We start from the raw sequence: 24,094 nt of genomic DNA, 5'->3' as shown, positions 1-24,094 counted from the left end.
TTATATATCATCAGGAATTTCCTGGTGGCCCCAGAGGAGGGGGTACACCCGATCCCATTCCGAACTCGGAAGTTAAGCCCTCCATCGCCGATGATACTGCTAGGACCGCTAGTGGGAAAGTAGGTCGCCGCCAGGATCCTTCTAAGAAAGGCCCGCACAAAATGCGGGCCTTTCGCTTTTGGAAAACACTTGCGGTAAAGGAGAGAGATATCTTTCGCTTTGCTCCTTAAGACCGAAACGCTATCCCAGAACCCCAGTGCCTTGCCTTATCAAATAGCGAGAACGCAACACAATGAACGCATCCTCATCCTCCAAAGCAGGTCACATCAACCCCTTGGGGCTGGCATGTGCTGCAGGAGGAGCATCCCTCTGGGGCCTCTCCTTCGTGGTTCCCTTGTTCATGCCAGGTATTTCCGCCTGGGACGTCTCTCTGGGCCGTTACCTAGTATTCGGGACATTGGGGGCGTTCTTTGTACTGCGTGCGAAGCTGGGGGGCTTTACGCTCACAAGAAGCCAATGGATCAAGGCCTTCGTCTTCGCTGCTACCGGATATTACGGCTGTTACACGGCACTGGTTTTCGCCATCGAACTCACAGGACCAGCTCTGCCCACCCTGGTCATGGGCCTCACCCCCGTAAGCGTGGCTGTAGTAGCCAATTTGCGCACCAGGGAAGTCCCTTTTGCCCACATGCTTCCTGCGCTGGGAGTTTTGGGGGGCGGACTTCTTCTGGTCAATCTGGCCAGGCACGGCCAGGGTCTCGCGGCCGACAACCTGTGGTGGGGTATGTTCGCGAGTCTTTTGGCCCAAGGCCTCTTGACCTATTATCTGGTGGCCAACATCCTGTTCCTGAAAGCGAATCCTCGCATCACACCCTTAGCTTGGGCCAACGTGACAGGAGCAGTCTTGCTGGTGTTCTCAGCCTCGGCTCTGATCCTTCGTATTATCTGTTTGGGTGGGCAGCTGCCCTGGCATGGAACGCAAACCACGTTGTTCGGTTATGCGATGGGGAGCGTGGTCTTAGGGCTCGGAGTGTCCTGGCTGGGCGGGACACTCTGGAACAAGGCCAACGCCATGCTCCCAGCCTCCGTGGCCGGACAATGTATCGTCTTCTGGCCGATCTCCGGAATCATCTACGCCTGCATAGTGAAAGGCGAGTTCCCAGGAGTATGGGAACTGCTGGGCATGCTCATGGTCTTCGCTGGCGTGGTGTGGGGGCTCAAAGCCGCTCGGTCTTCCAGGCGATAACCACCAGATAGAAGAGAGAGAAAGAACTCAAACGTGCTTCAGGGAGCATTTTGAGTTCATACAATGCCTATTTGCGAGGCATGTAGGTGAGCAGAAGGTCCTGTCCGCTGGGGCGGACGTCGGAGAGCCTCAGGCGGAGAGCCTGATCCATTGACTCGACACTTGCTCCGGAAAAAACAGGGATGGCCTTGGCATCGCCAAGCACCTTAGGGGCCAGGAAATAGAGAAATTCGTCCATCAGGCCTTGGGTAGCCAGAGACAAGGCCAGTCTGCCCCCGCCCTCGCAAAGGGTTGTATAACAATGAGCTTCAGAGCGGAGAAGGGCGAAACCGGCAGCGAGGTCGAGACGCTCCCCGGTGCTCGGTAGTTCCCATACCCGGACCCCCATCTCGCGAAGAGCTTCGGCGCGCACCGAAACCGAATTGGCCAGATCAGTCCAGAAGATGGTCTGGCTGGCCCGTTCTCTCAACAGCGTCAATGCTGCAGAAGGCTCAGGCAACAAAGAGGTGACAACCACAGCCAGGGGCTGGCGGTCGATCTGCTGGGTCTCGGACCTGGCCGTGAGTTGGGGATTGTCCTTGCGAAGGGTTGCGCCACCCACGATGACGGCGTCCACCCTGGTGCGCAAATCATGAACCTGCGCCCGGGATTCCGGCCCGCTCACCCAGGCGGAATGGCCGCTTCGGGAGGCGATTCGTCCGTCCAAGGTGGCAGCCATCTTGAGGATGTTATAGGTGCGGGGAGTGAATTGCCACACGCTGAAATCCGCGATCAAGTCCTGGCAAGCTAGCTCCAAGACTCCCACAGTCACGTCAACCCCGCGTTGGCGCAAAAAGTCGGCTCCTCCGCCTTCCACCTTGGGATTAGGATCGGCGCAGCCCACGACCACTTTCTTTATGCCAGCAGAGAGTACGGCCTGGGTGCAGGGGGGAGTTTTGCCGTGGTGGTTGCAGGGCTCAAGGGTAACATACAAGGTACATCGGGAAGGCTCCACACCCTTGGCTGCGGCATCGTACAGGCAATTCACCTCGGCATGCGGCCCGCCGTGGCGCTCATGCCAGCCTTCGGCCACAATGGCGCCATCGCGAACGAGCACCGCTCCGACGCACGGGTTTGGCGCTGTGGAACCTTTGCCCTGCCGGGCAAGTTCCAAGGCGCGGGCCATGAAGGCCTCGTCAGAAGTTTTCGGGGCGTGGCAGGGTATCAAAGTTCACTCCGGCTTCTTTCAGCATATCGCGGGAAAGATCGTCTGGGTAGCCCTCGGCATAATGAATGTTTTTCACACCGCAGTTGATGAGCATCTTTGTGCAGATAATGCAGGGCTGCGTAGTGCAGTAGAGGTCGGCACCGGTGATGGACACGCCGTGGGTGGCCGCCTGGATGATGACGTTCTGTTCTGCGTGCAGCCCCCGGCAGAGCTCATGGCGCTGGCCCGAGGGGATGCCAAGTTTGTCGCGCAGGCAGCCAATGTCCAGGCAGTGAGCCGTTCCGGCCGGGGAGCCGTTATAGCCGGTGGCCAGGATGCGTTTGTCTTTGACCGCGATGGCTCCCACCTTGCGACGCAAGCAGGTAGAGCGTTCAGCCACCAGGAAGGAAATGCGCATGAAATATTCGGGCCAGGGGAGGCGTTGGTCCATTGTGTGCGAATTCTCCGTGTTTTCCTGGAAAGTGCTGGGCGTCGCTGCGGTTGTCAAGCAAAAGGCCGCGCAGCAAACGCAGCGCGGCCTGTAAAAGAATGAATCGGTCCAGAGTTACCAGGCGAAAAGCGGGTACTGCCGGGCGAACTCTTTGACTTCCGATTTGATAGCCGCAAGCGTGGTTTCGTTGTCTTTGGCCAAGATGGCCGCGTCGATCCAGGCCACCACTTTCTGCATCTCGGCTTCTTTCATGCCGCGAGTGGTCAAGGCTGGTGTGCCCAGGCGGATGCCGGAGGTGACGAAGGGAGAACGAGTCTCGAAAGGAACGGTGTTCTTGTTGGCGGTGATTCCGGCAGCGTCCAATGCGATCTGGGCTTCCTTGCCGGTGACGTTCTTATTGTTCAAGTCCACGAGCATAAGGTGGTTGTCCGTGCCGCCGGAAACCAGGTCATACCCCAAAGCGACCAATCCGGAGGCCATCACCTTGGCGTTTTTGACCACCTGTTCCTGGTAGGTTTTGAATTCAGGACGCAGAGCCTCGCCAAAGGACACGGCCTTGGCCGCTATCACGTGCATGAGCGGGCCACCCTGGATGCCGGGGAAAATCTGGGAGTCGATCTTCTTGGCCTCTTCCTCGCCAGCCAGGATGAGCCCTCCGCGGGGGCCGCGCAAGGTCTTGTGGGTGGTGGAGGTGGTGAAGTGCGCCTTGCCGATGGGCGAAGGATGCTGTCCGGTGGCCACCAGACCGGCGATGTGGGCCATGTCCACCATGAGGTAGGCGCCAACCTCGTCGGCAATGGCCCGGAAGCGGTCGAAATCGATGGTGCGGGGATAGGCGCTGGCCCCGGCGATAATCATCTTGGGCTTATGTTCGCGAGCAAGCTTTTCCAAAGCATCGTAGTCGATGGTCCCGGTTTCCTTCTTTACGCCATAGAAGACGACCTTGAAGAAACGGCCGGAAAAGTTCACCGGGCTGCCGTGGGTCAAGTGCCCGCCGTGGGAGAGATCCATGCCCAGGATGGTGTCGCCGGGCTGGAGCACGGAGAAATAAACACCCATGTTGGCCTGGGAACCGGAGTGGGGCTGAACGTTGGCGTAGTCGCAGCCGAAAAGCTCTTTCACCCGGTCGCGGGCGAGATCCTCGGCTACGTCCACAAATTCGCAGCCACCATAGTAGCGTTTGTGCGGGTAACCCTCGGCATACTTGTGGGTCATGACCGAACCTTGAGCCTGACGCACTGCCGACGAGACGAAATTCTCCGAGGCAATGAGTTCCAGACAGCTGACCTGGCGGTCGATTTCCTGAGCAATAGCGTTGGCGATCTGCGGGTCGCGGATGAATATTTCGTCCATGGTGACTCCTTTGCCTTGGAAAAGGGTAACGGGCTTAGCCGGTGGTTCACCTGCAAAGCCCGTTAGGATTTATTAAAAAGAGCACAGAGGGACTTGTCAGATGAAAGTCCCTCAAACTCCTACTCGACAAACTTCTTAAATACCAGACACGCGTTCGTCCCGCCGAAACCAAACGAATTGTTCATAATGGCTTTCACTTCGCGCTTTTTTGCCTTATTCGGCGTGTAGTCGAGATCGCAGGCCGGGTCAGGGGTGTCGTAGTTTATGGTTGGGGGTACGACGCTCTCCAGGATCGACTTCACGGAGAACACGCTCTCGATGGCTCCAGCCGCGCCCAGGCAGTGGCCGATCATGGATTTGTTGCCAGTGACGGAGAGCTTGTAGGCGTGGTCGCCGAATACGGTCTTGATAGCCTGGGTCTCGCACTGGTCGTTCAACTGCGTGGAAGTGCCGTGAGCGTTGATGCTGTCGATCTGCTCAGGCTTCATGCCTGCCTCGCGCAAGGCAGCGGCCATGGCAAGGGCGGCTCCTTCACCGCTCTCCGGCGGGGCGGTCATGTGGAAGGCGTCGCCAGAAGAACCGAACCCAGCGACTTCCGCAAGAATCTTGGCCCCGCGAGCCGTGGCGAATTCGAGCTCTTCCAGAACCAGGATGCCGGAGCCTTCGCCCATGACGAAGCCGGTACGGTCCTTGTCAAAGGGGCGCGAGGCCGTGGTGGGGGAGTCGTTCTGGGTGGAAAGAGCCTTCAGCGCATTGAAGCCGCTCACGCCCAGAGGGGCGATGGTGGATTCCGCGCCGCCGCAGATCATAGCCTTGGCGCGGCCAAGCATGATGTCGGTGTAGGCATAGCCCACACCGTGTGCGCCGGAGGCGCAGGCTGTGGTGGTGCAGGCGTTGGGGCCCTTTGCGCCGGTAAAAATGGCTGACTGGCCTGCCGCCATGTTGGCGATGAGCACCGGAATAAAGAACGGCGACACCTTGCCGGGGCCGCCGGCAAGCAGCTTCTTGTGCTGCTCTTCGATGGTGTGCAGGCCGCCCAGGCCGCAGCCGATCTGGGTGCCCACGTGCGGAGCCAGTTCCGGGGTGATCTCCAGACCCGCATCTTCCACGGCCATCAGGGAAGCGACCACCGCGTACTGGGAGAACAGGTCCAGGCGGCGGGCCTGCTTGACAGGTATGTACTTGGAGGGGTCGAAATCCTTGATCTCGCAGGCAATAGTGGTATCGAACCCGGTGGCGTCGAAACGGGTGATCGGACCCGCGCCAGAAACGCCTTCCAAAAGATTCCGCCAGCTGGTGGCGAGATCGGAGCCGATGGGCGTGACCGCGGCCATGCCGGTGACGACGACACGATTAAGCTTCATGGGCATTGGCACCTTGAGGAAAAATAGGCGGCCGGGGTAAGGCCGGCCGCCGCGGCAATATTAAGCCTGTTTGGAAGAGACGTAATCGATGGCGTCCTGGACCTTGACGATCTTCTGAGCGTCCTCGTCAGCGATCTCAACGCTGAACTCCTCTTCCATAGCCATGATCAGCTCGGTGAGGTCGAGGGAATCAGCGCCCAGGTCGTCCACGAATTTGGCTTCGGGCTTGACCTCGTCGGCGGAAACGCCCAGCTGGTCCACGATGATCTCTTTCACTTTCTCGGCGACGGACATGTTTCTCTCCTTCGAATAAGCGGGTGGTTGTTTTTATTAGCGGAAAAGGCCGCCGTTGACGGCCAGCACCTGGCCGGTGACGTACGCGGCCTCCGGCGAGGCGAGATAGGCCACGGCCGAGGCGACATCCTCGGGGGTGCCCATTTTTTTCAGCGGGATCTGTTCCAAAAAGGCCTTGGTGACGGCTTCGGGCAAAACGGCAGTCATGTCGCTTTCGATAAGCCCGGGCGCCACCGCGTTGACCGTTACCCCGCGCGGAGCAAGCTCCAGGGCCGCGGTTTTGGTAAGCCCGATAAGGCCGGCTTTGGCAGCGGAATAGTTGGCCTGGCCAGCATTGCCGGACTGGCCCGCCACGGACACGATGTTCACGATACGGCCGCTGCGGCGTTTCATCATGATCTTGGCCGCTTCACGCAGGCAGGTGAAAGCCCCGGTGAGGTTTATGCCGATGACCCGGTCCCAGTCCTCATCCTTCATGCGGATGAGCAGACCGTCCTTGGTGATGCCGGCATTGTTCACCATCACCTCGAGTTCGGTCTTGCCCTCGATGTGCTCCTTGAAAAACTCGACCACAGCGGTGCGGTCGCCAACATCCAAGGCCAGGGCCTGGGCTTCGCCCCCTTCGGCCATGATGTGGGCAGCAACGGCTTTGGCCTCGTCAGGCTTGGAAACGTAGGTGAAGATCACGGAGTAGCCGGCCTTGGCCAATCGCTTGGCCACGGCCGCGCCGATGCCGCGCGATCCACCGGTGACAAGGGCGGTGAGACGGGGGGGATTTTTCATGATGGTTCCGGTATGAATTGAGGGTCCCTAACTCAATTGTATAGCAAACTCAAACGTCATTTTCTAGACGAAATTGAGCAGCACCGCGCCCCAAGTGAAACCGCCGCCGAAGGTTGTAAGCAGCACCTTGGAACCGGGTTTGACGCGTCCCTCGGAAACAGCGTCCGACAATGCGATGGCGACAGAGGCGGCGGACGTGTTGCCATACCGGTCCACAGTAACCATGACCCTGTCTCCAAAAATTTTCAAGCGTTTGCCCACGGCTTCGATGATGCGCAGGTTGGCCTGGTGGGGGATGAAGAGGTCGATGTCATCCATGGACAGACCGTTTCTCTCCACGATCTCTTCACTCACCGAGCCCATGGAGCGCACGGCATTTTTATATACCTCGGGCCCGTTCATTTCGATGAAAAAATCGTCCTGGATGGTGTCGCCCAGTTTGAGAGGCCAGCCGGATCCGCCACCCTTCACCGTAAGCAGGGGCCAGAGAGAACCGTCGGACTTGAGGATGACGTCCTGGATGGCAGCCTGGCCAGGCTTGGGTTCCTTGTCGGAGAGAACGATGGCGCCGGCTCCGTCCCCAAAGAGCACGCAGGTGCCCCGGTCGGCCCAGTTGGTGCGGCTGGTGGTAACCTCGGCGGCGGTGACCAGCACAGTGGACCCCGGCCTCAAAGAGAGAGCGCCCATGGCCGTGTCGATGCCGTAGAGAAACCCCGAACAGGCCGCGTTCATGTCAACGCAGGCCCGGCCTTTGATGCCGAGCTTTTCCTGCAGCACGCAGGATGCCGGGGGGCAGAACGCGTCCGGGGTGAACGTGGCGTAGTAAATGTGCGTGAGATCCTGGGCGTCGCGGCCGGCATACGCCAGGGCATTCTTGGCGGCCTTGACAGCGAGGTCGCTGGAAGACTCGCCAGGAGCGGCGATGTGACGCTCCTTGATGCCAGTGCGGGTGGTGATCCAGTCGTCGCTGGTGTCGACCATGGTCTCCAACTCGGCGTTGGTGAGCACGCGATCGGGTACGTGACGGCCGAAGCCTTCTATGGTGAAGCGTCCGTGCATGTGGGGGTCTTTTATTCGGCGTGGGCCGAGCGTTTCACGAAGTGAGCGAAATCTTTGTTGGCCGCGAGTCCCGCTTTGAGCAGGTCAGCGGCTTCCAGGCGAACCAAGGTTCCGGCCATGTCCACCGCGTTGGCGATGGCCTTCAAGTTGGACGCGCCGTGGCTGACGATGACCGTGCCTTGGAGCCCCAAGAGCGGCGCCCCTCCGTATTCGGCGTAGTCCATAAGCCTGGAGAACCGCTTGAGGGCCGACAAGGCCAAGGTGGTGCCTATCTTGGCGAAGAACCCGCGCCGGAGTTCGCCTTTGAGGAGCCTTCCCAGCGACGAGGCCAAACCTTCGCCCAGCTTGATGGCCACATTGCCCACGAAACCGTCGCACACCACCACGTCCACTTCGCCGGTGAAAAGGTCGCGCCCTTCCACGTTGCCGACAAAGTTGAGGGAGGAGTGCTTGAACAACTCGAAGGCTTCCTTGGCTAGCTGGTTGCCCTTGCCTTCTTCCTCACCGTTGGAGAGGATGGCCACTTTTGGATCCTGGATGTGCAAGAGCACCCGGGCCATGACGTCGGCCATGATGCCGAACTGCAAGAGGTTGTGGGCCTTGCAGTCCACGTTGGCACCAGCGTCGATGAGCACGCACGGGGTGCGCTCAGTGGGCAGGATGGTGGCCAGAGCCGGGCGGTCCACGCCTTCGAGGCGGCCCAGGGTGAAGAGGCTGCTCGTGAGCACCACACCGGTATTTCCGGCGCTGATGAGCCCGTCGGCCTGACCGTCGCGGATCAGGTTGCAGGCCACCTGAATGGAAGAGTCCTTCTTCTTGCGCAGGGCCTCGGTGGGCTTGTCGTGCATGTCGGCCACTTGGCTGGCATGAACGACTCGAACGACGATACCCCGCGTGTCGAGTTTGGAAAGCTCGGCAGCGATTCGGGGTTCGTCCCCCACCAAGAGCAGGTCGAACTGCTTGCGCTTGGCGGCCTGGACAGCGCCGGGAACTACCACGTGGGGACCGAAATCCCCTCCCATGGCGTCCACGGCGATGCGGGGCCTGCTAGGACTGGGGTTCATCCCGCTTGAGAACCTGACGGCCCTTGTAGGTGCCGCAGCTGGGGCACACCCTGTGGGGCAGGGTCGGCTCTCCGCAGGAGCACAGGATGACGTTGGGAGGGGTCAGAGCGTCGTGTGACCGGCGCATACCCTTGCGGGACTTGGAGATTTTCTTTTTGGGGACGGCCATTTCCGTATACCTCTTATTTAAGCTTTGTCTTTCTTGACGATGGTAAGCCCGCGCAACGCAGCCAGCCGCGGGTCAAGATCCGCCCCGCCGCAGCCGCAGGGCCCGGCGTTCAAATCCTGCCCGCAAGACGGACAGAGGCCCTTGCAGTTTTCGCCGCACAGCGGCTTCACCGGCAGGGCCAACACGAACTCTTCCCAGAGCATGCCGCCGACGTCAAGCTCAAGTCGGCGTCCTTTCCTTCTTATAAGGGACGGTTCCAGGACTTCGGCATCCGGGAGCGGTTCTTCTTCAAAAAGGTCGAAACTCTGGTCGATTTCCACCAGGACATCCCCTGCGCAACGGTCGCATGGGGCGGACACGGCTCCGGTGAGCTTGCCCCGCACCAGCGCCCCGCGCAACTCAGGAATGACCATGAACGTGGCCGAAAGCTGCTTGGCAGGGGTGACGTCCAACTTGAATTCACGGACCCCGTCTGCCCAGAGCTCCTGGTCGTCGACGACGAATTCACGGCCATCAGCCGGTATGTCGGTTATGTCCAGCCAACGCTCGGCCATGGTTCGCCTCCGGGAAACAACGGTGAGTAATCGCGCCCCCGGCTTCTGTCAACAAAAAGCTTGCCAGGGCAAAAAAGTGCGTGTAAGCACAGCTTCCCTTTCGATGAGTACTTTATTCCCTGGGGTTTGTCCCCGTTGGAGGTTCGATATGGCCAAGGTTTGCGAAAAGTGCGGCAAAAAGCCCCAGACCGGAAACAACGTTTCCCATGCCAACAACAAGTCCAAGCGCCGCTTCGAGCCTAACCTGAAGCAGGTTCGCGCCGTGAAGCCTTCGGGCGAAGTGTGCACCATGACCGTGTGCACCCGGTGCCTGCGCTCCGGTACGGTTGTGAAGCCCGCCGTGCGCGAAAAGGCCGAGTAGACACTTCCAGGTTTTGATCCAGAAATTCTAAAGGCCGGACCGGGAGAACCCGGTCCGGCCTTTTCCTCGTTCCAGACGTCAGTGCAGCAGCTATGGTTCTTCAGCAGGCCAAAGCCCCTTCGATGATCCTTCCGTCCTCCATGACAACCACCCGTCCGGCCAGCTTGGCGTAGCCCAGGTCATGGGTGACCATCACCAGCGTCACGCCTTCCGTGTTCAGGTCCCGCAGAAGTTCGATGATGCCGTCGCCGTTTTTCTTGTCCAGGCTGCCGGTGGGTTCGTCCGCGAACATCACGCCCGGGCTCTTCACCAGGGCGCGGGCTATGGCCACCCGCTGCTGTTCGCCCCCGGAGAGTTTGCCAGGGAGGCGGTCTTCCTTGCCGGAAAGGCCGACCCGGTCCAGGCATTTGGCTGCCTTGATCCGGATGTCCTCGCTCACGGGCTTTAAGGTGTTCATGTAGGGCAACATAACGTTTTCCAGGGCCGTGAGATACGGAAGCAGATGGTGCAGCTGAAAAATGATGGAGAAGTCCTTGTGGCGCAGGCCGTTGATCTGGCCTTCGCTCATGGCTGAGACCTCTTTGCCCTGGTAAACAACCTGCCCGGCGTCAGGCTTCAGAAGCGTTGAAAGCACATTGAGCAGAGTGGACTTGCCCGATCCCGAGCGTCCGACCACGCAGGCGAACTCCCCCGCTTCGATGTCTACGGACACGTCGCGCAGCACCTGGGTGTCGCCGAAGGTTTTGGATACGTTTTTGGCTTGAAGCATGGTCCTCTCTCCTAAAGCATTACCAATGCCTGGCTGGGGTCGGTGTTGGCGGCCTTCCACGCGGGGATGACCGAGGACAGGCAGGAAATGACGGACACGCCGGCCAGGGTAACGGCCAGGTGCCAGGCTTCCATTGTGAGATCAGCCTCCTTGGCCATCTGAAGCATGTCCATGACCTTGAAGCTCACCCCGAATCCGCCGAAATAACCGACCAGACCGGCCACAACCCCGATGATGAGGGCTTCCATGCAGAAGATGGAGAACACCGAGGAGCGCGAGTAGCCAAGAGAGCGCAACACACCGATTTCATGCTTACGCTCGTTCACCGAGGCCAAAAGGGACAGGGCGATCATGAAGCAGGCCGTAAGCAACAAGATGACGCTCACGATAAGGGCCAGGTGCTGCACGAAGTGGATGGTGTACATGCGGCTTTTGACCACTTTCTGCATGGCCACGATGTCCACGTCCGGTATGGTTTGCTGAATCTGGGCCACGATGTCGTCGATAGGGCAGCCGGAGCACAGCGCGGCCACTTCGGCGAAGTGGATCTGTCCGGGCTGCCCCAGGGCCTGCTGCAAATCCTCGATGCCAGCGAAAATCACGTTGTCGTCTTCCGATCCGGTGGGAGTGAGCACCCCGGCCACGGTGAAGTCGCGGCCCTCGGCCCTAAAGACGTCTCCGGATTTTATCTCCAGGGTCTCCGCGGCTTTGGAGCCAACCAGCACTTCGCCGGGCTTGTCCGCCGGGCGGCCGTCGAACCCCCAGTAGTTCTTGATCAACATCTCTTCAGGCCAGTCTACGCCGATCATGGCCACGGGCTTGTCCTTCACCTTGGTCAGAGCCAGGAACTTGGGCGCCACTGAGGCGATGCGTTCCTTGAGCTCTATGGTGCGGACCTTGTCCACCTGCTCCCGGGTGAGATGCCTAACGTCAAAGGAAACATTGCCCAGGCTGAACCCGCCGTAGCCCACGGCCAGGGTGTCCACTTTGGGCTGAATCATGATGTTGGCCCCGTAGGCCGTGAGTTTTTTCTCCATGGAGTCGCCCACGGCTTTGGACACGTAATTGAGGGCCACCACGGAACAGATGCCCGCCGCGAAAACCACCGTGAGCAACATGGTGCGGGTGAGCTTTCGCCGCAGGGTGCGGACCGGCAGGGTAAGCAGGTTCATTCGTCTGTCCTTACTTGAAGTACTTGACGCCAAGTGCCAGGTCGGACTTGGCGATAATCACGTCCGAACCTTCGACCTTGTTCGGCAGGGGATGTGGGTTGCACCCGCCCTTGACCAGACCCACGCGAGAGACGTGGAACTTCTGGCCGCAATTGACGCACAGCATGAATTCGCCGTGCTGCTTGTAGCCCTTCTTCTCGGGAAAACATACGTCGCAGGCGTCCAGGGCGGAACGAACGGTTCCATCGGGCGCCTTGATGACGAAATATTTCACTGTGGTTCCGTCTACGTCGAGCTTGTAGAACTTGGCGGTGTCGCTCACGTCCTTGAGGGGGATCTTGACCACGTCGTCAGCGGCATGGGCGGCAAGGGGCAAGGCAAAAAGCAGGAGCAAGGGGAGGAGAATTCGTTTCACGTGCGGTACCTCTTTTCAATGGTGTCCGGCCGGGGGGCCGGGAGTTTTTGTTGGGACAGGCAGGCCGTTCGAAGTGAACAGGTAAGAACGATTGCCGGTCAGTCAAAGTCGACCGTTTTGAGCAGAATCCATGCCACCAATTAAATTATTGTAATTGTATATTTTTTAACAAGGAGACGAACTAAGATGTGCAGCAACCTGCACATTCTGGCGTAATGTGCAATGCTTGGTGCTCGCGTTGACAGCCACCCCAAACGGCGCGTACCAGCGGGCCACACGCATTTTCGGAGGCTCCATGAGCATCGTCACTCGTTTCGCCCCAAGCCCCACCGGCCAGTTGCACATTGGCGGGGCACGCACCGCAATTTTCAGCTGGCTTCTGGCCCGTCAGGCCGGAGGCAAGTTCCTCCTGCGTATCGAAGACACGGATACCGTCCGTTCCCAGACGTCCTACACCGAGGGGATTCTGGCCTCCATGAAGTGGCTGGGGCTTGATTGGGACGGAGAGCCCATCTACCAGACCCAGCGCTTCGATCTTTACAATCAGTACATCGACCGCATGGTGGAGGCCGGTTCTGCCTACTGGTGCTCCTGCACCCCGGACGAGGTGGAGGCCATGCGCGAAGCCGCCCGGGCCAAGGGAACAAAGCCCAAGTACGACGGCCGCTGCCGCGAGCGCGGCCTTGGCCCAGGGCCCGGACGCGTGGTTCGCTTGAAAGCCCCCCTTACCGGGATTACCCTGATGGACGACCTCGTCCATGGCCCGGTATCCTTCGAGAACACCGAATTAGACGACATGATCCTGCGCCGGTCCGACAACACCCCCACCTACAATCTTGCCGTGGTGGTGGACGACGCCACCATGGGCGTCACTCACGTTGTCCGGGGGGACGACCACATCAACAATACTCCCAAGCAGGTTCTCATTTACAATGCCCTGGGCCTGCCCTTGCCCGCTTTCGGGCATGTGCCCATGATCCTCGGGCCGGACAAGAAGAAGTTGTCCAAGCGCCACGGGGCCACGGCCGTGTTCGAGTACCACGACCAGGGGATTCTGCCCGAGGCCATGCTCAATTATCTGGTGCGTCTGGGCTGGTCCCACGGGGACCAGGAGATATTCTCCCGCGAGGAGCTGGTGAAGGCCTTCTCTCTGAAGGCTCTGGGCAAGTCCGCCTCGGTGTTCGACCGCGAGAAGCTCTTGTGGCTCAATCAGCACTACATCAAGGAAAGCTCTCTGGACCGCCTGGCCGAATATCTGGACGAAACCCTGGCCAAACGCGGTTTTCCGGGGTGCGACCGCGAGTATCTGAAAGCTTTCATTCCTCTTTTGCAGCCGCGCTCGCGCACCATGGTGGAGATGGCCGAACAGGCCGAGATGTTCGTGGCGGACGTTCCTGAAATGGACACCCAAGCCGCGGCCAAGTTCTTAACAGACGACGTAAAGCCGCACTTGGCCGCGCTGGCGGCCATATTCGCCGCCGCGCCAGATTTCGCTCAGGAACCCCTGGAGGCGGCGGCCAAGGCGTATCTGGATGAAAAGGAACTCAAGTTCAAGACCATCGCCCAGCCCTTGAGGGTGGCGCTCACCGGCAGGACTGCGAGCCCCGGACTGTTCGAGATGATGCAGGCCATGGGCCGCGAGCGGGTGCTTAAGAGATTGGGCCGGGTATAATGAGGTTGACGTAAGGGCAGGGGCTCCGCCCCTGCACCCTTGCCGGGCTTCGCCCGGACCCGCCAGTGGGATGATCCCCCTGGACCCTCAATAAATTTTGCGCCCGCCACCGGCATGCCGGTGGCGGGCGCAAAGCTATTTGGGATTCCAAAGGGCCTGGGCCCTTTGGCCGCCGGAGGCTTCTCATCCTCCGGTTTTCTATTCGTGGAAGTCGAAGGTCCTGAACCCCTTGTCGCGGCACATGCTGTCGCGCTCGGCGTCGCGCAGGTCGGCCTTGATCATTTCCGAAACCATCTGTTCGAAGGTGATGCGCGGCTGCCAGCCGAGTTTCTCGCGGGCCTTGGTTGGGTCGCCCAGGAGCGTCTCCACCTCGGTGGGGCGGAAGTAACGCGGGTCTACGGCCACCAGACACTTGCCGGTCTGGGCGTGGTAGCCCTTTTCGTCCTTGCCCGTGCCCTCGAAGCGCAGAGGAATGCCCAATTCGGCAGCTGCGGTCTCCACGAACTGGCGGACGCTGAACTGCTTGCCCGTGGCGATGACAAAGTCGTCCGGCTTGTCCTGCTGCAGCATGAGCCACATCATCTCCACGTAGTCGCGGGCATGCCCCCAGTCGCGCTTGGCGCTTAAGTTGCCCAGGTAGAGGCAGTCCTGAAGGCCCAGCTTGATACGGGCCATGGCCCGGGTAATCTTGCGGGTGACGAAAGTCTCCCCGCGCATGGGAGACTCGTGGTTGAACAGGATGCCGTTGCAGGCGAACATGTCGTAGGCTTCGCGGTAGTTCACCGTGATCCAGTAGCCGTAGAGCTTGGCCACGGCGTAGGGGCTGCGCGGATAGAAGGGGGTCTTCTCGGTCTGGGGGGTCTCCCGCACGAGCCCGTAGAGCTCCGAAGTTGACGCCTGGTAGATGCGGGTTTTTTGGGTGAGCCCCAGGATGCGGATGGCTTCCAGGACGCGCAGGGTGCCCAGGGCGTCGCAGTTGGCGGTGTACTCAGGGGTCTCGAAGGAGACCGCCACATGGGACTGGGCGGCCAGGTTGTAGAGTTCATCGGGCTGTACCTGCTGGATGACTCTGATGAGATTGGTGGAATCTGTCATGTCACCGTAGTGCAGGATGAAGCGGCGTCCGGTGATGTGCGGATCCTGATAGAGATGGTCGATGCGATTGGTGTTGAAAAGCGAGGAGCGGCGTTTGATGCCGTGAACCTCGTAGCCCTTCTCCAGCAACATTTCAGCGAGATAGGCTCCATCCTGGCCGGTGATGCCAGTGATGAGGGCGACCTTCTTCTTCATGAACGGTTCTCCTTGGGAGGCATGTGTTCCTGTTCGGCCTTGACCATGGCCGCGGCCACCTCGGGCATGGCCATTGTGGCCTGCCAGCCAAGCTTTTCCCTGGCTTTGGAGGGGTCGGCGCGGCTCACCAGGATGTCCGTGGGACGGTAGAGGTCGTTTCGGGTGTCCACATGTTCTGTATGGTCGAGGCCCAGCTCGGAAAAGACCCGGGCTGTGAAGTCTTGGAGGGAATAACTCGCGCCCGTGGCTATAACGAAGTCCTCGGGCGTATCGGCCTGGAGCATGCGCCACATGGCGTCCACGTATTCTCCGGCCCAGCCCCAGTCCCGCACCACGCTGGTGTTGCCCAGGCTCAGCCGTTCGCCGCTCCCGGCAGCTATGCGGCAGGCAGTGGATACGATCTTGCGGGTGACGAAGCGGGCCGGGCGAAGCGGCGACTCGTGGTTGGAGAGGATGCCCGAGCAGGCGAACAGTCCGTAGGCCTCACGATAGTTGGAAACGGCCCAGTAGGAGGCCGCCTTGGCCACGGCGTAGGGGCTGCGGGGCATGAAAGGAGTGGTCTCGTTTGCCCTGTCCGCAGCGTTGCCGAAGCATTCGGAAGAGCAGGCGTTGTAGAGGCGCACCGGTTTTCCCAAGAGGCGTAAGAGTTCCAGTATATTGAAGGTGGACACGGCCACTGATTCGAAGGTCTCAAGCGGTTGCTCGAAGGAAAGGCCTACGGAACTCTGGCCCGCGAGATTGTATATCTCCTCGGGCTCCACCTTTTCGATCACCTGCCACAGCCCCCTGAAATCCGTAAGCGAGGCCGAATGGATGGTGACGCTGTCTGCGGCTCCTAGAGCAGTCAGGCCGGTCATGTTGGCCATCTGCGCGTCGCGTGAGGTGCCGGCAACGGTGTATCCCTTGTCCAAGAGAAGCTTGGCCAGGAATGCGCCGTCTTGACCGGTTATGCCTATGATGAGAGCGGATTTCATGTCTTTTCCGGGATGTTTCGCAGAAGCGATCCTTCATGGTCCAAACGTCCACGCCTGTCAATGTCGGCGCTGCCGGACGTGCCGGACATGTGCAGAATGGTGTGCACATACATGTGCAAATTGCTGCACGTTTCGGCTGCTCCTTATGGCCGTCGCGGGTTAACGCCTTTGAATAAAAGAATTAAATTGTTGGCACGGATGCTGCTTTGATTGGCAGACAACGTAATGAGCAAGCCCCATGGAGGAGATACGAGCATGAAATCGAGAATGATAACCTTGTCGCTGGTGGTGGCCGCTTTCCTGGCCACTTCGTCCCTGGCCCTGGCCTATCCTCAGGGCGGTGGCCCGGGCGGCTGGCTGGCGGGAGTTCCGCAAGAGAAGCAGGAGCAGGTGGCCAAGCTCTTCACCGAAGGCCGCCAGAAACTGTATGAATTGGAGAGCCGCAAGTGGGCCAAGCAGGCCGAACTGAACGCTCTTTTGGCATCGCCCAAGCCCGAAGCCTCCAAGATTGAAGCCCTGGCCAAGGAAATCGGCAACCTGAGCTCCATGGTGTATCAGGAGCGCGTGGCCCTGCAGCAGCGCATTCTCAAGGAAACAGGCGTCAATCTGCCCCTGGCCGGTGCCCCCGGCTTTGGGGCGGGTGGATGCGGCGGTCCGGGTTACGGTGCGGGCGGCTGCCCCATGGTCGGAGGCTACGGTCGCGGCGCCCAGGCCGGCAATCAGGCCCAGCCTCCGTGTTGCCAGACCCCAGGCCAGTCCCAATAGTTCCCATACGCCTTCTGTCCCCTCACCTCTGGAACCCCGCCCCCCATCGGCGGGGTTCCTTCATTCAGGGGGGCGATTGCACTGACTGCACCCCGGGTGATAGATGCCATGTGGAGAGGGCGTAAAGCCCCCATTTCTCTCTTGGAGCATGCAATGATACGCCGACTTTTCTGGCTCTTGCTCGCTTTTTCCATGGCCGGCCTGACGGCATCGTCCCTGGCGCTTTTCGCTGGGCCCTCGGCAGAAGTGGCCCTCTGGTCTGACTGGAGCTTTCTGGGGCTCTCCCGGCCGCGCTGGGAATCCCTTCACTACGGACTGGGTGTTCTGCTGGTTCTCTCCTGTCTGGTCAGCCTGATCGCTGGCGGGACCAGAATGATGGGGGCGTCCGATGAGGAGCCGGACGCGGCGCCGGTCTGGATTACGGCCATCATCGTGTTCGCCGTGTTCGTTCTGGCCAGCGGGCTCATGCTGCCGCCAGGCGGGACACTGGTGGGGATGTCCTCGTCGCTCAAGTCGTGGCACGCCAAAAGTTTCGGAGAACCGCCTCTGGCCGGTGCTGCAAATCTTTCGCCCACGGAGCTTGCCAAACGGCTGAGCCTGGACCCGGGCAAGGCTTTGACCAACCTGGCGGCGCACAATGTGAAGCTGCCCTTGCCGGACGCCACCATCGCGGAGATAGCCAGACAGAACGGACTAGCGCCGGCCGCGGTGTACGAGACTCTTCGTGGTGGCAAGGAGCCCAGGCTTCCCGCCCCTGCCGCAGCCCAAGCCGAAGCGCCCAGACCCCAGGCGCCTCCCCCGCCGCCGCAGCTACCGGCCGATCCTCCTCCGGGCCTGGGCAGGCTCAAACTGGCCGATGTCTGCGAGCAGTACGGACTGAACCTGAACACGGCAGTGGACAAGCTCGGCAAGTCTGGCATCAAGGCTTCGGGCGACATGACGCTTCGCCAGATAGCCCAGAACAACCTCATGCTGCCCATCGAGGTGTACGACGCCTTGCGCGGCACGCCCCAGCAGCCTCAATCGCCTGTGGTCCCAGCGTCAACGCCTCCGGCTGCGCAGCCCCAGCCCCAGGCCGCTCCGGCTCTTCCCGCTCCTTCAGAGCAGGTGGTACCGCAGTCCCCCGCGGTTTCACCCCCGGGTGCGCTGCCTGAACAGTCCACGGCAGCGCAGCAGCCGCAAACTCCAGGGCAGGTCCAGCCCCCCTCCGCGCAACAAGCTCCGGCCTCCACAGCCATTGCCGCTCCCGAAGGTCTGGGAGCAATGACCTTGGCCTCCTTCTGCCGCGACCACGGGCTGGAAACGGCTCAATCCTTGGCCAAGCTCAAGGCCAAGGGAATAGTGGCCTTCTCGGACATGACATTTAGAGAGTTGGCCATAGAGAACAACCTCACCCCCGAACAGGTGATGGACCTCATGGTCAAGTAAGATATGGACGTTTCCTCTCCGCGTACTCCGAAAAGCCTGCTGGCCCTGGCCGCCCTGGCCCTGGTGCTCCTGGGGGCGGCCCTCTCGGCCGTGACCTGGCGCAACCTCGTGGAGCAGCGCCAGCTTATCGACCAGCACGTGCAGTACGCGGCGCGCACCATCCTGCGGGGTGTGGAGTCCAACCTCATGCGCGTGATGCCCATGCTCGGGCGCATGCAGCCTGAAGTGGCCAGGGAACGGCTCGAGGACGTGTTCCGGGAAATGGCCGAATCCGGGGATGTGTTGTTCATCGGCGTGTACGACGCCGAAGGCCGGCAACTGCTTTCGTCGGCTCCCAAGGAGGCCCAGGGACAGCTCCAGGTCCCTCTGGACCCACTGGCCCTTTCCGATCTGGCGCTCACCGGGGAGTGGTTCGGGTCAATGCCCATGGGTGGGATGACCATGCTCGGCTACGCGGCCCGCATGCGCCCCGGCATGGCCAAGTTCTGCCCCGGTGCCAAGGATGTCCCGCCCGGCAAACAGCCTCCGATCTACTTTCTGGTTGGCATGAGCCTGGACGAGCACTATGCCCAGTATACCAACTTCAGAAACGCCGCCCTGATGCAGACCGGCTTCGTGTTGGGCACCGCAGCGCTCTTGTGGATTCTCATTCTGGCCTATCTTCGCCGCCGGGCCCAGGGGCAGCGTCTCACCAGGCTGGAGAGTTTCCATTCCAAGCTTCTTGATTCGCTCCCCGAGGGCCTCCTGACGGTGGACTCGTCCGGATTGGTGTCGGGAGTGAACCCCGCCGCAAAGAATATCCTCGGTCCGGACCTGGTGGGGAAACCGTTTGCACAACTTCCCCTGGGACGGGGCCTGGACATACACGGAGAATCCCGCGCCTGGGTGCAGATTGAGCTTGAGGGACGCAACCTGGAAACTCTGGCCGCGCCCCTGGACGGCGAGACCATGGTGCTGGTGCGCGATCGTACTCAGCTTAGGTCCCTGGAGCGCGATCTGGAACAGTCCAGGCATCTTGCGGCCGTGGGCCGTTTGGCCGCCGGGGTGGCCCACGAAATACGAAATCCCCTGAGTGCCTTGCGCGGCTTCGCCCAGTTTTTCGCCTCCAAGCTCAAGGGAAAAGATCCGGAGGAATCCTACGCCAACACCATGGTCCAGGAAGCCGACCGGCTGGGAAGGGTGGTTACGGACCTTCTGTACTTGGCCCGGCCACGGCCCTTGGAACCACGCTCCGTGGACTTGGCTGTCCTGGCCGGAGATCTTCGGGAGCTCATGCGCTTCGACCTGGAACGCGCCAGGGCCGAACTGGTCCTGGACCTTGAAGCCCCCGAGGTTCTTGCCGACGAGGACGGACTCAAGCAGGCGCTCATCAATCTGGTGCTCAACTCCCTGGCCGCAATGCCCGAGGCAGGCGGGACCATAACGCTTTCAAGTAAAGTTCTTGCCGATGGGGTGTCGGTATGCGTGGCGGACACAGGCCGGGGCATGAGCGAGGAAGAACGCGGCCGTGCCTTGGAGCCGTTCTTCACCACCCGCAAGGAAGGATCGGGCCTGGGATTGGCCATCGTGCACAAGATCGTGCGCGACCATCATGGAACTCTCGATATTGAAAGCGAACCTGGAAAGGGAACAGTGGTGAGCATGAGCTTCACGTCGGAGAAAAATGGGTGACCGGACAAAGGATGAATCGGTGTTGAAGTCCACAGTGTCGGTTGACGAATACCTATGAAGAAACTGCTGGTCATAGACGACGAGCCCGGCCATCGTCTGATGGTCCGGGCGGTCATGGAGGATGCGGGCTGGTCCGTGTCCGAGGCCGCATCCGCTGAAGAGGGGCTCAGGCTCCTTCGCGCCTGCGCAGGCGCGAACTGCCCGTCCGTGGTGCTGTTGGACATGAAAATGCCCGGCATGGATGGCATGCAGGCCTTGGCTGGAATTCGGGAAATCTCCCCGGCGCTTCCGGTGGTGATGCTTACGGCCTACGGTACCGTTGGATCAGCCGTGGAGGCCATGAAGCGAGGAGCGTTCGATTATCTGACCAAACCGGCCGACAACGAGGAATTGAAGGCCGTATTGCACAAGGCCTTCGAATACGGCCGGCTGTTGTCGGAAAACCGCGACCTCAAACGCAAGGTCGGCGAAACGGATGCGGCCGCCAGGCTCATAGGTGCAAGCCCGGCCATGCGCCAGGTGCGGGAATTGGCGCAACAGGTGGGCCCGGCGGAAGCCACGGTTCTCATCCTCGGCGATTCCGGAACGGGCAAGGAACTGGTGGCGGAACTGGTCCACGCCATGAGCCCCAGACGGGACAACCCGCTCATCAAGGTCAATTGCGCGGCCCTGCCCGGAGACCTCTTGGAAAGCGAGCTCTTCGGATATGTGAAGGGCGCTTTCACCGGTGCGGTAAAGGACAAACCCGGCCGGTTCCAACTGGCGAACGGAGGGACGCTCTTTCTGGACGAAGTGGGAGAGCTGCCGCTCAGCCTCCAGGCCAAGCTGCTCAGGGCGTTGCAGGAACGAACGGTCGAACCCCTTGGTTCCGTGAAACCGGTACAGACGGATGTACGCATCCTGGCGGCCACCAACCGCGATTTGCGGGCGGAAGTTGCCAGGGGAGCGTTCAGGGAAGATTTGTATTTCAGGCTCGCTGTGCTGGAGATTCGAATTGCTCCCCTTCGGGAGCGTATCGAGGACCTGCCGGAGCTGGTCGCGTATCTATTGACCAAGCTTGGCGCGCGAAATAAAAAGAACGTCAGGTCGGTGAGCCCCGCGTATCTGGACATACTGACCCGGTATGCCTGGCCTGGAAACGTGCGCGAGCTGGAAAACGTGCTGGAACGTTCTGTAATCCTTGCACGTTCGGATACGTTGACTCCGGAGACGCTTCCTCCCCATCTTGTGGAGTCGGTGGCCAAGCACCTCCCGCAGGCGTCGGCTGGGGATGCTCCGGTGAGTTTCGAAGAGGCGGAGCGTCTGGCTGTGGTGACGGCGCTCGAAGCCAACGAGGGACACCGCGAGCGAACAGCCGAGGCCCTGGGCATCAGCCGCCGGACATTGCAGTACAAATTAAAAAAGTTTGGCCTGGCAAAACGATGAGCACCCGGGCGCAAAAGATGCTCCAGGCGGTCCCGGAGGTGCTGAGATCACTGATGCCGGAGGTGTGTACAGCGCTGCGTGAATCATTCGCGGCAGCGGTTCAGGCCCTTGGCAAGAAGGATAAGGACGGCGCGCGCGTGGCGGCTCATGGGCTTAAAGGAGCGGCGATGCGTTTTGGCCTGGAGGAATTGGCTGCTTTGGCGGCTCGGGCGGAGGACAGCACCGCATCTGGAGACCTAAAGGGGGCTTCTTCGGCTTTGGACGATTTCTCCGGTCTTCTGGCGGAACTCGAAACCTGCGTGCAGGCTGGTCAGTCGTAGCCGGAGTTTTGCAGCTGATTATAGTCTTCTAATCTTCCTCGATCAATCCATTCTCAAGGCAGAAGGCGGCCAATTCCAGGGAGCTGCGCAGACCGAGCTTTTTCTTCAAGTTCGTCTTGTGCTTTTCCACGGTTTTGACGGACACGAAGATGGCCTCCGCGATGTCCTTGTTGGTGTGGCCTTTGGCCGCAAGCTTCAGCACCTGCCGCTCCCTCTTGGAGAGACGCTCCAGCGGGTCAGCGGTTTTGTTGCCCTGACGGCAGACCTGGGCCAGCATAGCTGAAATTTCGCGGGAGAAATATGTCTGCCCGGCGGAGACGGCGTTGATGGCCGAGAAAAGCTCCTCGCTGGGGCTGTTTTTGAGCAGATAGCCATCCACCCCGGCCTGGACGGCCGAAGTGAGATAATTTTCCTTGCCGTAGGCGGTGAGGGCGATGATGCGAACCCTGGGGTAGCGCCGCTTTATCTCGGCGATGGCCTCCACTCCGTCCATACGCGGCAGCGAGAGGTCCATGAGAACCACATCCGGGTTGAGCCGTCCGGTCAGGTTGACGGCTAGATGGCCGTCCGGGGCCTCCCCCACGACTTCAAATCCGGAATTCGCCAGGAGCAGCGCTTTCAGCCCCTTGCGAACGATTTCCATATCCTCTGCAAGGAGTATCCTGATTTTTTTCATATGTTCCGGAGTGTTAAGGTTAAAAAGGCCTCCGTTTCTTGGCACGTTAGCAAAGATGCGAAAAGAGTCAATAGTAATCACGGGGATTTAGGGGCAAATCGTCCATAAACTGCGTTCGGGAATGGAGAATGGAAAAATTCTCGTAACTGGCATGTCGTGGGCGCGGCAGCCAAAAAAGAACCCCGCCGGAGGGCGGGGTTGGGTTGGTTTATCCCAGGCCGAGACCGGCGAGCACTTTCTCGGGCGGGCGGCGCTCCGGCACTACCCGGTGAGGCACCTTGCCGTCGTTCCATTCCTGGGTGACGTACAGGCCGCAGAAGCAGGTCCCGTATTCGGCGACGTCCTTCTCGCGGTAGACGCATGGGCAGACGATGTCCTTGTCCATTTCGAAGTCGCCCGAGGCCAGCCGGCAGGGGCAGGCCATGTGGCCGTAGCGCTCCTTGTTGACCAGGAGCATCTCGAGAAGGTCCATGACCATGGCCATGTCCTTATTGAAAAAGTAGCCCTTCTTTTCCTGGAAGGATTTGAGTTTGCCGTAGAGTTCCTTGGCGTCCATGGCTCATCCCTCCAGGGCTTTGTCGATTTCTTGCCTGTCGAAGCCGACGATGACCTTGTCGCCCACCATCACCGTGGGGAATGAGAGGGTGGGATTGACCTTCTTGATCTCTTCGATGGTGTTTTTGCGTTCGTCGCCCGCGAGTTTGTCCACGTAGACGCATTCGTACGGCTGACCGCGTTCGTCGAGGTACTCCTTGCAGTGTTTGCAGTGGATGCATGTGGACAGGGCAAAGACTTTTACGGACTTGTTCATCGATCAGCTCCTTTAGGCTGGACGGGCATCCGGCTCCTCGGAGCGGATTGGTAGGTTATCCGCCGTTCCAGACGGTAGGTCAAGATGCTTAAGGGGTAGGTGAGCAGGAGGTAGAAGACGGCCAGCGGGAGGTAGGCCTCGAACGTTTTGTAGGTAATGCTGTTGACGATTTCCGCTCCCTTGGTCAGCTCACGCACGGCGATCACGGACAAAAGCGAGGAGTCCTTTATGAGTGAAACGAACTGCCCGGTCACCGGGGGGATGATGCGTTTGAGCGCCTGCGGAAAAATCACGTGGCGAAGCGCCTGGCCGTGGGTGAGACCGGAGGAACGGGCCGCTTCCCATTGGCCGGGCGAGATCGATTCGATTCCGGCCCGGACCATCTCCGTAATGTAGGCGCCTGCGAAAAAGGCCAGGGTGACCATGCCGGTGAGAAACGGGCTGTCCACATGCACGATAACGGCGAAGCAGAAATAGAAGATGTATATCTGTGTGAGCAGCGGGGTGCCCCTGAATCCCCAAACGTAGAGCGTGGCCAGTTCCTTGAACCAGATGTTCTCGGACACTCGGGCGAGCCCGCCCAGGATGCCGATGACAAGACCCAGGCAGATGGCCCCGCAGGAGACCAGGATGGTGTTTACGAACCCCTGGAGGAAAAGCTCCCGGTACTGCCAGACCACCCACCAGTTCCAGTTGTAGTGGATGGTGGACATCATGGAGACCAGCACTGCGGCGGCGGCAGCAAGAAGAACAAGGCGGACGAAGAGTATTTTGGACATTGGTCTGGCGGCCCCGGCGTGTTGGCGCCGGGGCCAGTAGGAC

The 24,094-nt window shown here is 60.3% G+C and carries 27 protein-coding genes and 1 rRNA gene; 9 read left to right on the top strand and 19 right to left on the bottom strand.

Annotated elements, in window-relative coordinates:
• Nucleotides 1-20: 20 nt before the first annotated feature.
• A 5S ribosomal RNA gene (rrf, locus tag HY795_09835) occupies nt 21-136 on the top strand.
• Nucleotides 137-292: 156 nt separating this feature from the next.
• Nucleotides 293-1,246: a DMT family transporter gene (locus HY795_09830; protein ID MBI4805523.1), complete on the top strand. Its 954-nt coding sequence runs from the start codon at nt 293-295 to the stop codon at nt 1,244-1,246.
• Between the two features lie 67 nt (nt 1,247-1,313).
• Here the strand turns inward: HY795_09830 and ribD are convergent, their stop codons facing one another.
• The 10 genes from ribD to HY795_09780 form a co-directional block, all read right to left on the bottom strand.
• Nucleotides 1,314-2,411 (bottom strand): bifunctional diaminohydroxyphosphoribosylaminopyrimidine deaminase/5-amino-6-(5-phosphoribosylamino)uracil reductase RibD, encoded by a 1,098-nt coding sequence (ribD, locus tag HY795_09825; protein ID MBI4805522.1) that lies wholly within the window; start codon nt 2,409-2,411, stop codon nt 1,314-1,316.
• 10 nt (nt 2,412-2,421) lie between these two features.
• Nucleotides 2,422-2,883 carry a cytidine/deoxycytidylate deaminase family protein gene (locus tag HY795_09820; GenBank protein ID MBI4805521.1) on the bottom strand — a complete coding sequence of 154 codons (462 nt, stop codon included), beginning with the start codon at nt 2,881-2,883 and terminating at the stop codon, nt 2,422-2,424.
• Between the two features lie 114 nt (nt 2,884-2,997).
• Nucleotides 2,998-4,236: a serine hydroxymethyltransferase gene (locus HY795_09815; protein ID MBI4805520.1), complete on the bottom strand. Its 1,239-nt coding sequence runs from the start codon at nt 4,234-4,236 to the stop codon at nt 2,998-3,000.
• A gap of 119 nt (nt 4,237-4,355) precedes the next feature.
• Nucleotides 4,356-5,600, bottom strand: a complete 1,245-nt coding sequence (fabF, locus tag HY795_09810) for a beta-ketoacyl-ACP synthase II (protein ID MBI4805519.1) — start codon at nt 5,598-5,600, stop codon at nt 4,356-4,358.
• Between the two features lie 60 nt (nt 5,601-5,660).
• Complete coding sequence (gene acpP / locus HY795_09805; GenBank protein MBI4805518.1) at nt 5,661-5,894, bottom strand: acyl carrier protein; 234 nt, start codon at nt 5,892-5,894, stop codon at nt 5,661-5,663.
• Nucleotides 5,895-5,930: 36 nt separating this feature from the next.
• Nucleotides 5,931-6,677 (bottom strand): 3-oxoacyl-[acyl-carrier-protein] reductase, encoded by a 747-nt coding sequence (gene fabG, locus HY795_09800; protein ID MBI4805517.1) that lies wholly within the window; start codon nt 6,675-6,677, stop codon nt 5,931-5,933.
• A gap of 63 nt (nt 6,678-6,740) precedes the next feature.
• Entirely contained in the window at nt 6,741-7,736 is a 996-nt protein-coding gene (locus HY795_09795) for a ketoacyl-ACP synthase III (protein MBI4805516.1), read from the bottom strand.
• An 11-nt stretch (nt 7,737-7,747) separates the two neighbouring features.
• Nucleotides 7,748-8,800: a phosphate acyltransferase PlsX gene (gene plsX / locus HY795_09790; GenBank protein MBI4805515.1), complete on the bottom strand. Its 1,053-nt coding sequence runs from the start codon at nt 8,798-8,800 to the stop codon at nt 7,748-7,750.
• Complete coding sequence (gene rpmF, locus HY795_09785) at nt 8,784-8,969, bottom strand: 50S ribosomal protein L32 (GenBank protein MBI4805514.1); 186 nt, start codon at nt 8,967-8,969, stop codon at nt 8,784-8,786. Before rpmF ends, plsX begins: the two co-directional genes overlap by 17 nt.
• Nucleotides 8,970-8,986: 17 nt before the next feature.
• A complete protein-coding gene (locus HY795_09780; GenBank protein MBI4805513.1) occupies nt 8,987-9,523 on the bottom strand; it encodes a DUF177 domain-containing protein in 537 nt (178 codons plus the stop codon).
• A gap of 148 nt (nt 9,524-9,671) precedes the next feature.
• Here HY795_09780 and HY795_09775 point away from each other — a divergent pair, with 148 nt between their 5' ends.
• Nucleotides 9,672-9,884: a 50S ribosomal protein L28 gene (locus HY795_09775; GenBank protein ID MBI4805512.1), complete on the top strand. Its 213-nt coding sequence runs from the start codon at nt 9,672-9,674 to the stop codon at nt 9,882-9,884.
• 100 nt (nt 9,885-9,984) lie between these two features.
• On the opposite strand, the gene HY795_09770 is transcribed toward HY795_09775, so the two are convergent.
• Genes HY795_09770 through HY795_09760 form a run of 3 tightly spaced genes read right to left on the bottom strand, consistent with a single transcriptional unit; the run spans nt 9,985 to nt 12,240 of the window.
• Entirely contained in the window at nt 9,985-10,653 is a 669-nt protein-coding gene (locus HY795_09770; protein ID MBI4805511.1) for an ABC transporter ATP-binding protein, read from the bottom strand.
• An 11-nt stretch (nt 10,654-10,664) separates the two neighbouring features.
• Nucleotides 10,665-11,825: an ABC transporter permease gene (locus tag HY795_09765; GenBank protein MBI4805510.1), complete on the bottom strand. Its 1,161-nt coding sequence runs from the start codon at nt 11,823-11,825 to the stop codon at nt 10,665-10,667.
• A gap of 10 nt (nt 11,826-11,835) precedes the next feature.
• Nucleotides 11,836-12,240, bottom strand: coding sequence for a DUF2318 domain-containing protein (locus HY795_09760; protein MBI4805509.1), 405 nt, complete (start codon nt 12,238-12,240; stop codon nt 11,836-11,838).
• 295 nt (nt 12,241-12,535) lie between these two features.
• Between HY795_09760 and gltX the strand changes: the two genes are divergently transcribed.
• Nucleotides 12,536-13,912 (top strand): glutamate--tRNA ligase, encoded by a 1,377-nt coding sequence (gltX, locus tag HY795_09755; GenBank protein MBI4805508.1) that lies wholly within the window; start codon nt 12,536-12,538, stop codon nt 13,910-13,912.
• A 198-nt stretch (nt 13,913-14,110) separates the two neighbouring features.
• On the opposite strand, the gene gmd is transcribed toward gltX, so the two are convergent.
• Together gmd and HY795_09745 are read right to left on the bottom strand one after the other, a co-directional pair.
• Entirely contained in the window at nt 14,111-15,202 is a 1,092-nt protein-coding gene (gene gmd, locus HY795_09750; protein ID MBI4805507.1) for a GDP-mannose 4,6-dehydratase, read from the bottom strand.
• Nucleotides 15,199-16,176, bottom strand: coding sequence for a GDP-mannose 4,6-dehydratase (locus HY795_09745; GenBank protein MBI4805506.1), 978 nt, complete (start codon nt 16,174-16,176; stop codon nt 15,199-15,201). The genes gmd and HY795_09745 overlap by 4 nt, the downstream gene beginning before the upstream one ends.
• A gap of 255 nt (nt 16,177-16,431) precedes the next feature.
• On the opposite strand from HY795_09745, the gene HY795_09740 reads away from it, so the two are divergent.
• The 5 genes from HY795_09740 to HY795_09720 all read left to right on the top strand — a co-directional run bounded on the left by HY795_09740 (nt 16,432) and on the right by HY795_09720 (nt 21,785).
• Entirely contained in the window at nt 16,432-16,941 is a 510-nt protein-coding gene (locus tag HY795_09740) for a periplasmic heavy metal sensor (GenBank protein ID MBI4805505.1), read from the top strand.
• Nucleotides 16,942-17,094: 153 nt separating this feature from the next.
• The gene (locus HY795_09735) at nt 17,095-18,369 is read left to right on the top strand and encodes a DUF4405 domain-containing protein (protein ID MBI4805504.1); all 1,275 of its coding nucleotides are present in this window, start codon (nt 17,095-17,097) and stop codon (nt 18,367-18,369) included.
• Between the two features lie 3 nt (nt 18,370-18,372).
• Nucleotides 18,373-20,040: a PAS domain-containing protein gene (locus HY795_09730; protein MBI4805503.1), complete on the top strand. Its 1,668-nt coding sequence runs from the start codon at nt 18,373-18,375 to the stop codon at nt 20,038-20,040.
• 54 nt (nt 20,041-20,094) lie between these two features.
• Nucleotides 20,095-21,465: a sigma-54-dependent Fis family transcriptional regulator gene (locus HY795_09725; GenBank protein MBI4805502.1), complete on the top strand. Its 1,371-nt coding sequence runs from the start codon at nt 20,095-20,097 to the stop codon at nt 21,463-21,465.
• 53 nt (nt 21,466-21,518) lie between these two features.
• Nucleotides 21,519-21,785, top strand: a complete 267-nt coding sequence (locus HY795_09720; GenBank protein MBI4805501.1) for an Hpt domain-containing protein — start codon at nt 21,519-21,521, stop codon at nt 21,783-21,785.
• Nucleotides 21,786-21,813: 28 nt separating this feature from the next.
• Here the strand turns inward: HY795_09720 and HY795_09715 are convergent, their stop codons facing one another.
• The 4 genes from HY795_09715 to HY795_09700 all read right to left on the bottom strand — a co-directional run bounded on the left by HY795_09715 (nt 21,814) and on the right by HY795_09700 (nt 24,051).
• On the bottom strand, nt 21,814-22,461 hold the full coding sequence (locus HY795_09715) for a response regulator transcription factor (protein ID MBI4805500.1): 648 nt from the start codon (nt 22,459-22,461) through the stop codon (nt 21,814-21,816).
• A gap of 208 nt (nt 22,462-22,669) precedes the next feature.
• Nucleotides 22,670-23,017 (bottom strand): ferredoxin:thioredoxin reductase, encoded by a 348-nt coding sequence (locus HY795_09710; GenBank protein MBI4805499.1) that lies wholly within the window; start codon nt 23,015-23,017, stop codon nt 22,670-22,672.
• A 3-nt stretch (nt 23,018-23,020) separates the two neighbouring features.
• On the bottom strand, nt 23,021-23,272 hold the full coding sequence (locus HY795_09705) for a glutaredoxin family protein (protein ID MBI4805498.1): 252 nt from the start codon (nt 23,270-23,272) through the stop codon (nt 23,021-23,023).
• Nucleotides 23,269-24,051: an amino acid ABC transporter permease gene (locus tag HY795_09700; GenBank protein ID MBI4805497.1), complete on the bottom strand. Its 783-nt coding sequence runs from the start codon at nt 24,049-24,051 to the stop codon at nt 23,269-23,271. Before HY795_09700 ends, HY795_09705 begins: the two co-directional genes overlap by 4 nt.
• Nucleotides 24,052-24,094 lie beyond the last annotated feature (43 nt).

Origin of the sequence: Desulfovibrio sp. (genome assembly GCA_016208105.1) — a bacterium.
Taxonomy (GTDB): Bacteria; Desulfobacterota; Desulfovibrionia; order Desulfovibrionales; family Desulfovibrionaceae; genus Fundidesulfovibrio.
The sequence above is the reverse complement of the archived record's forward strand: the minus strand, read 5'-3'. Positions and strand labels throughout refer to the sequence as shown.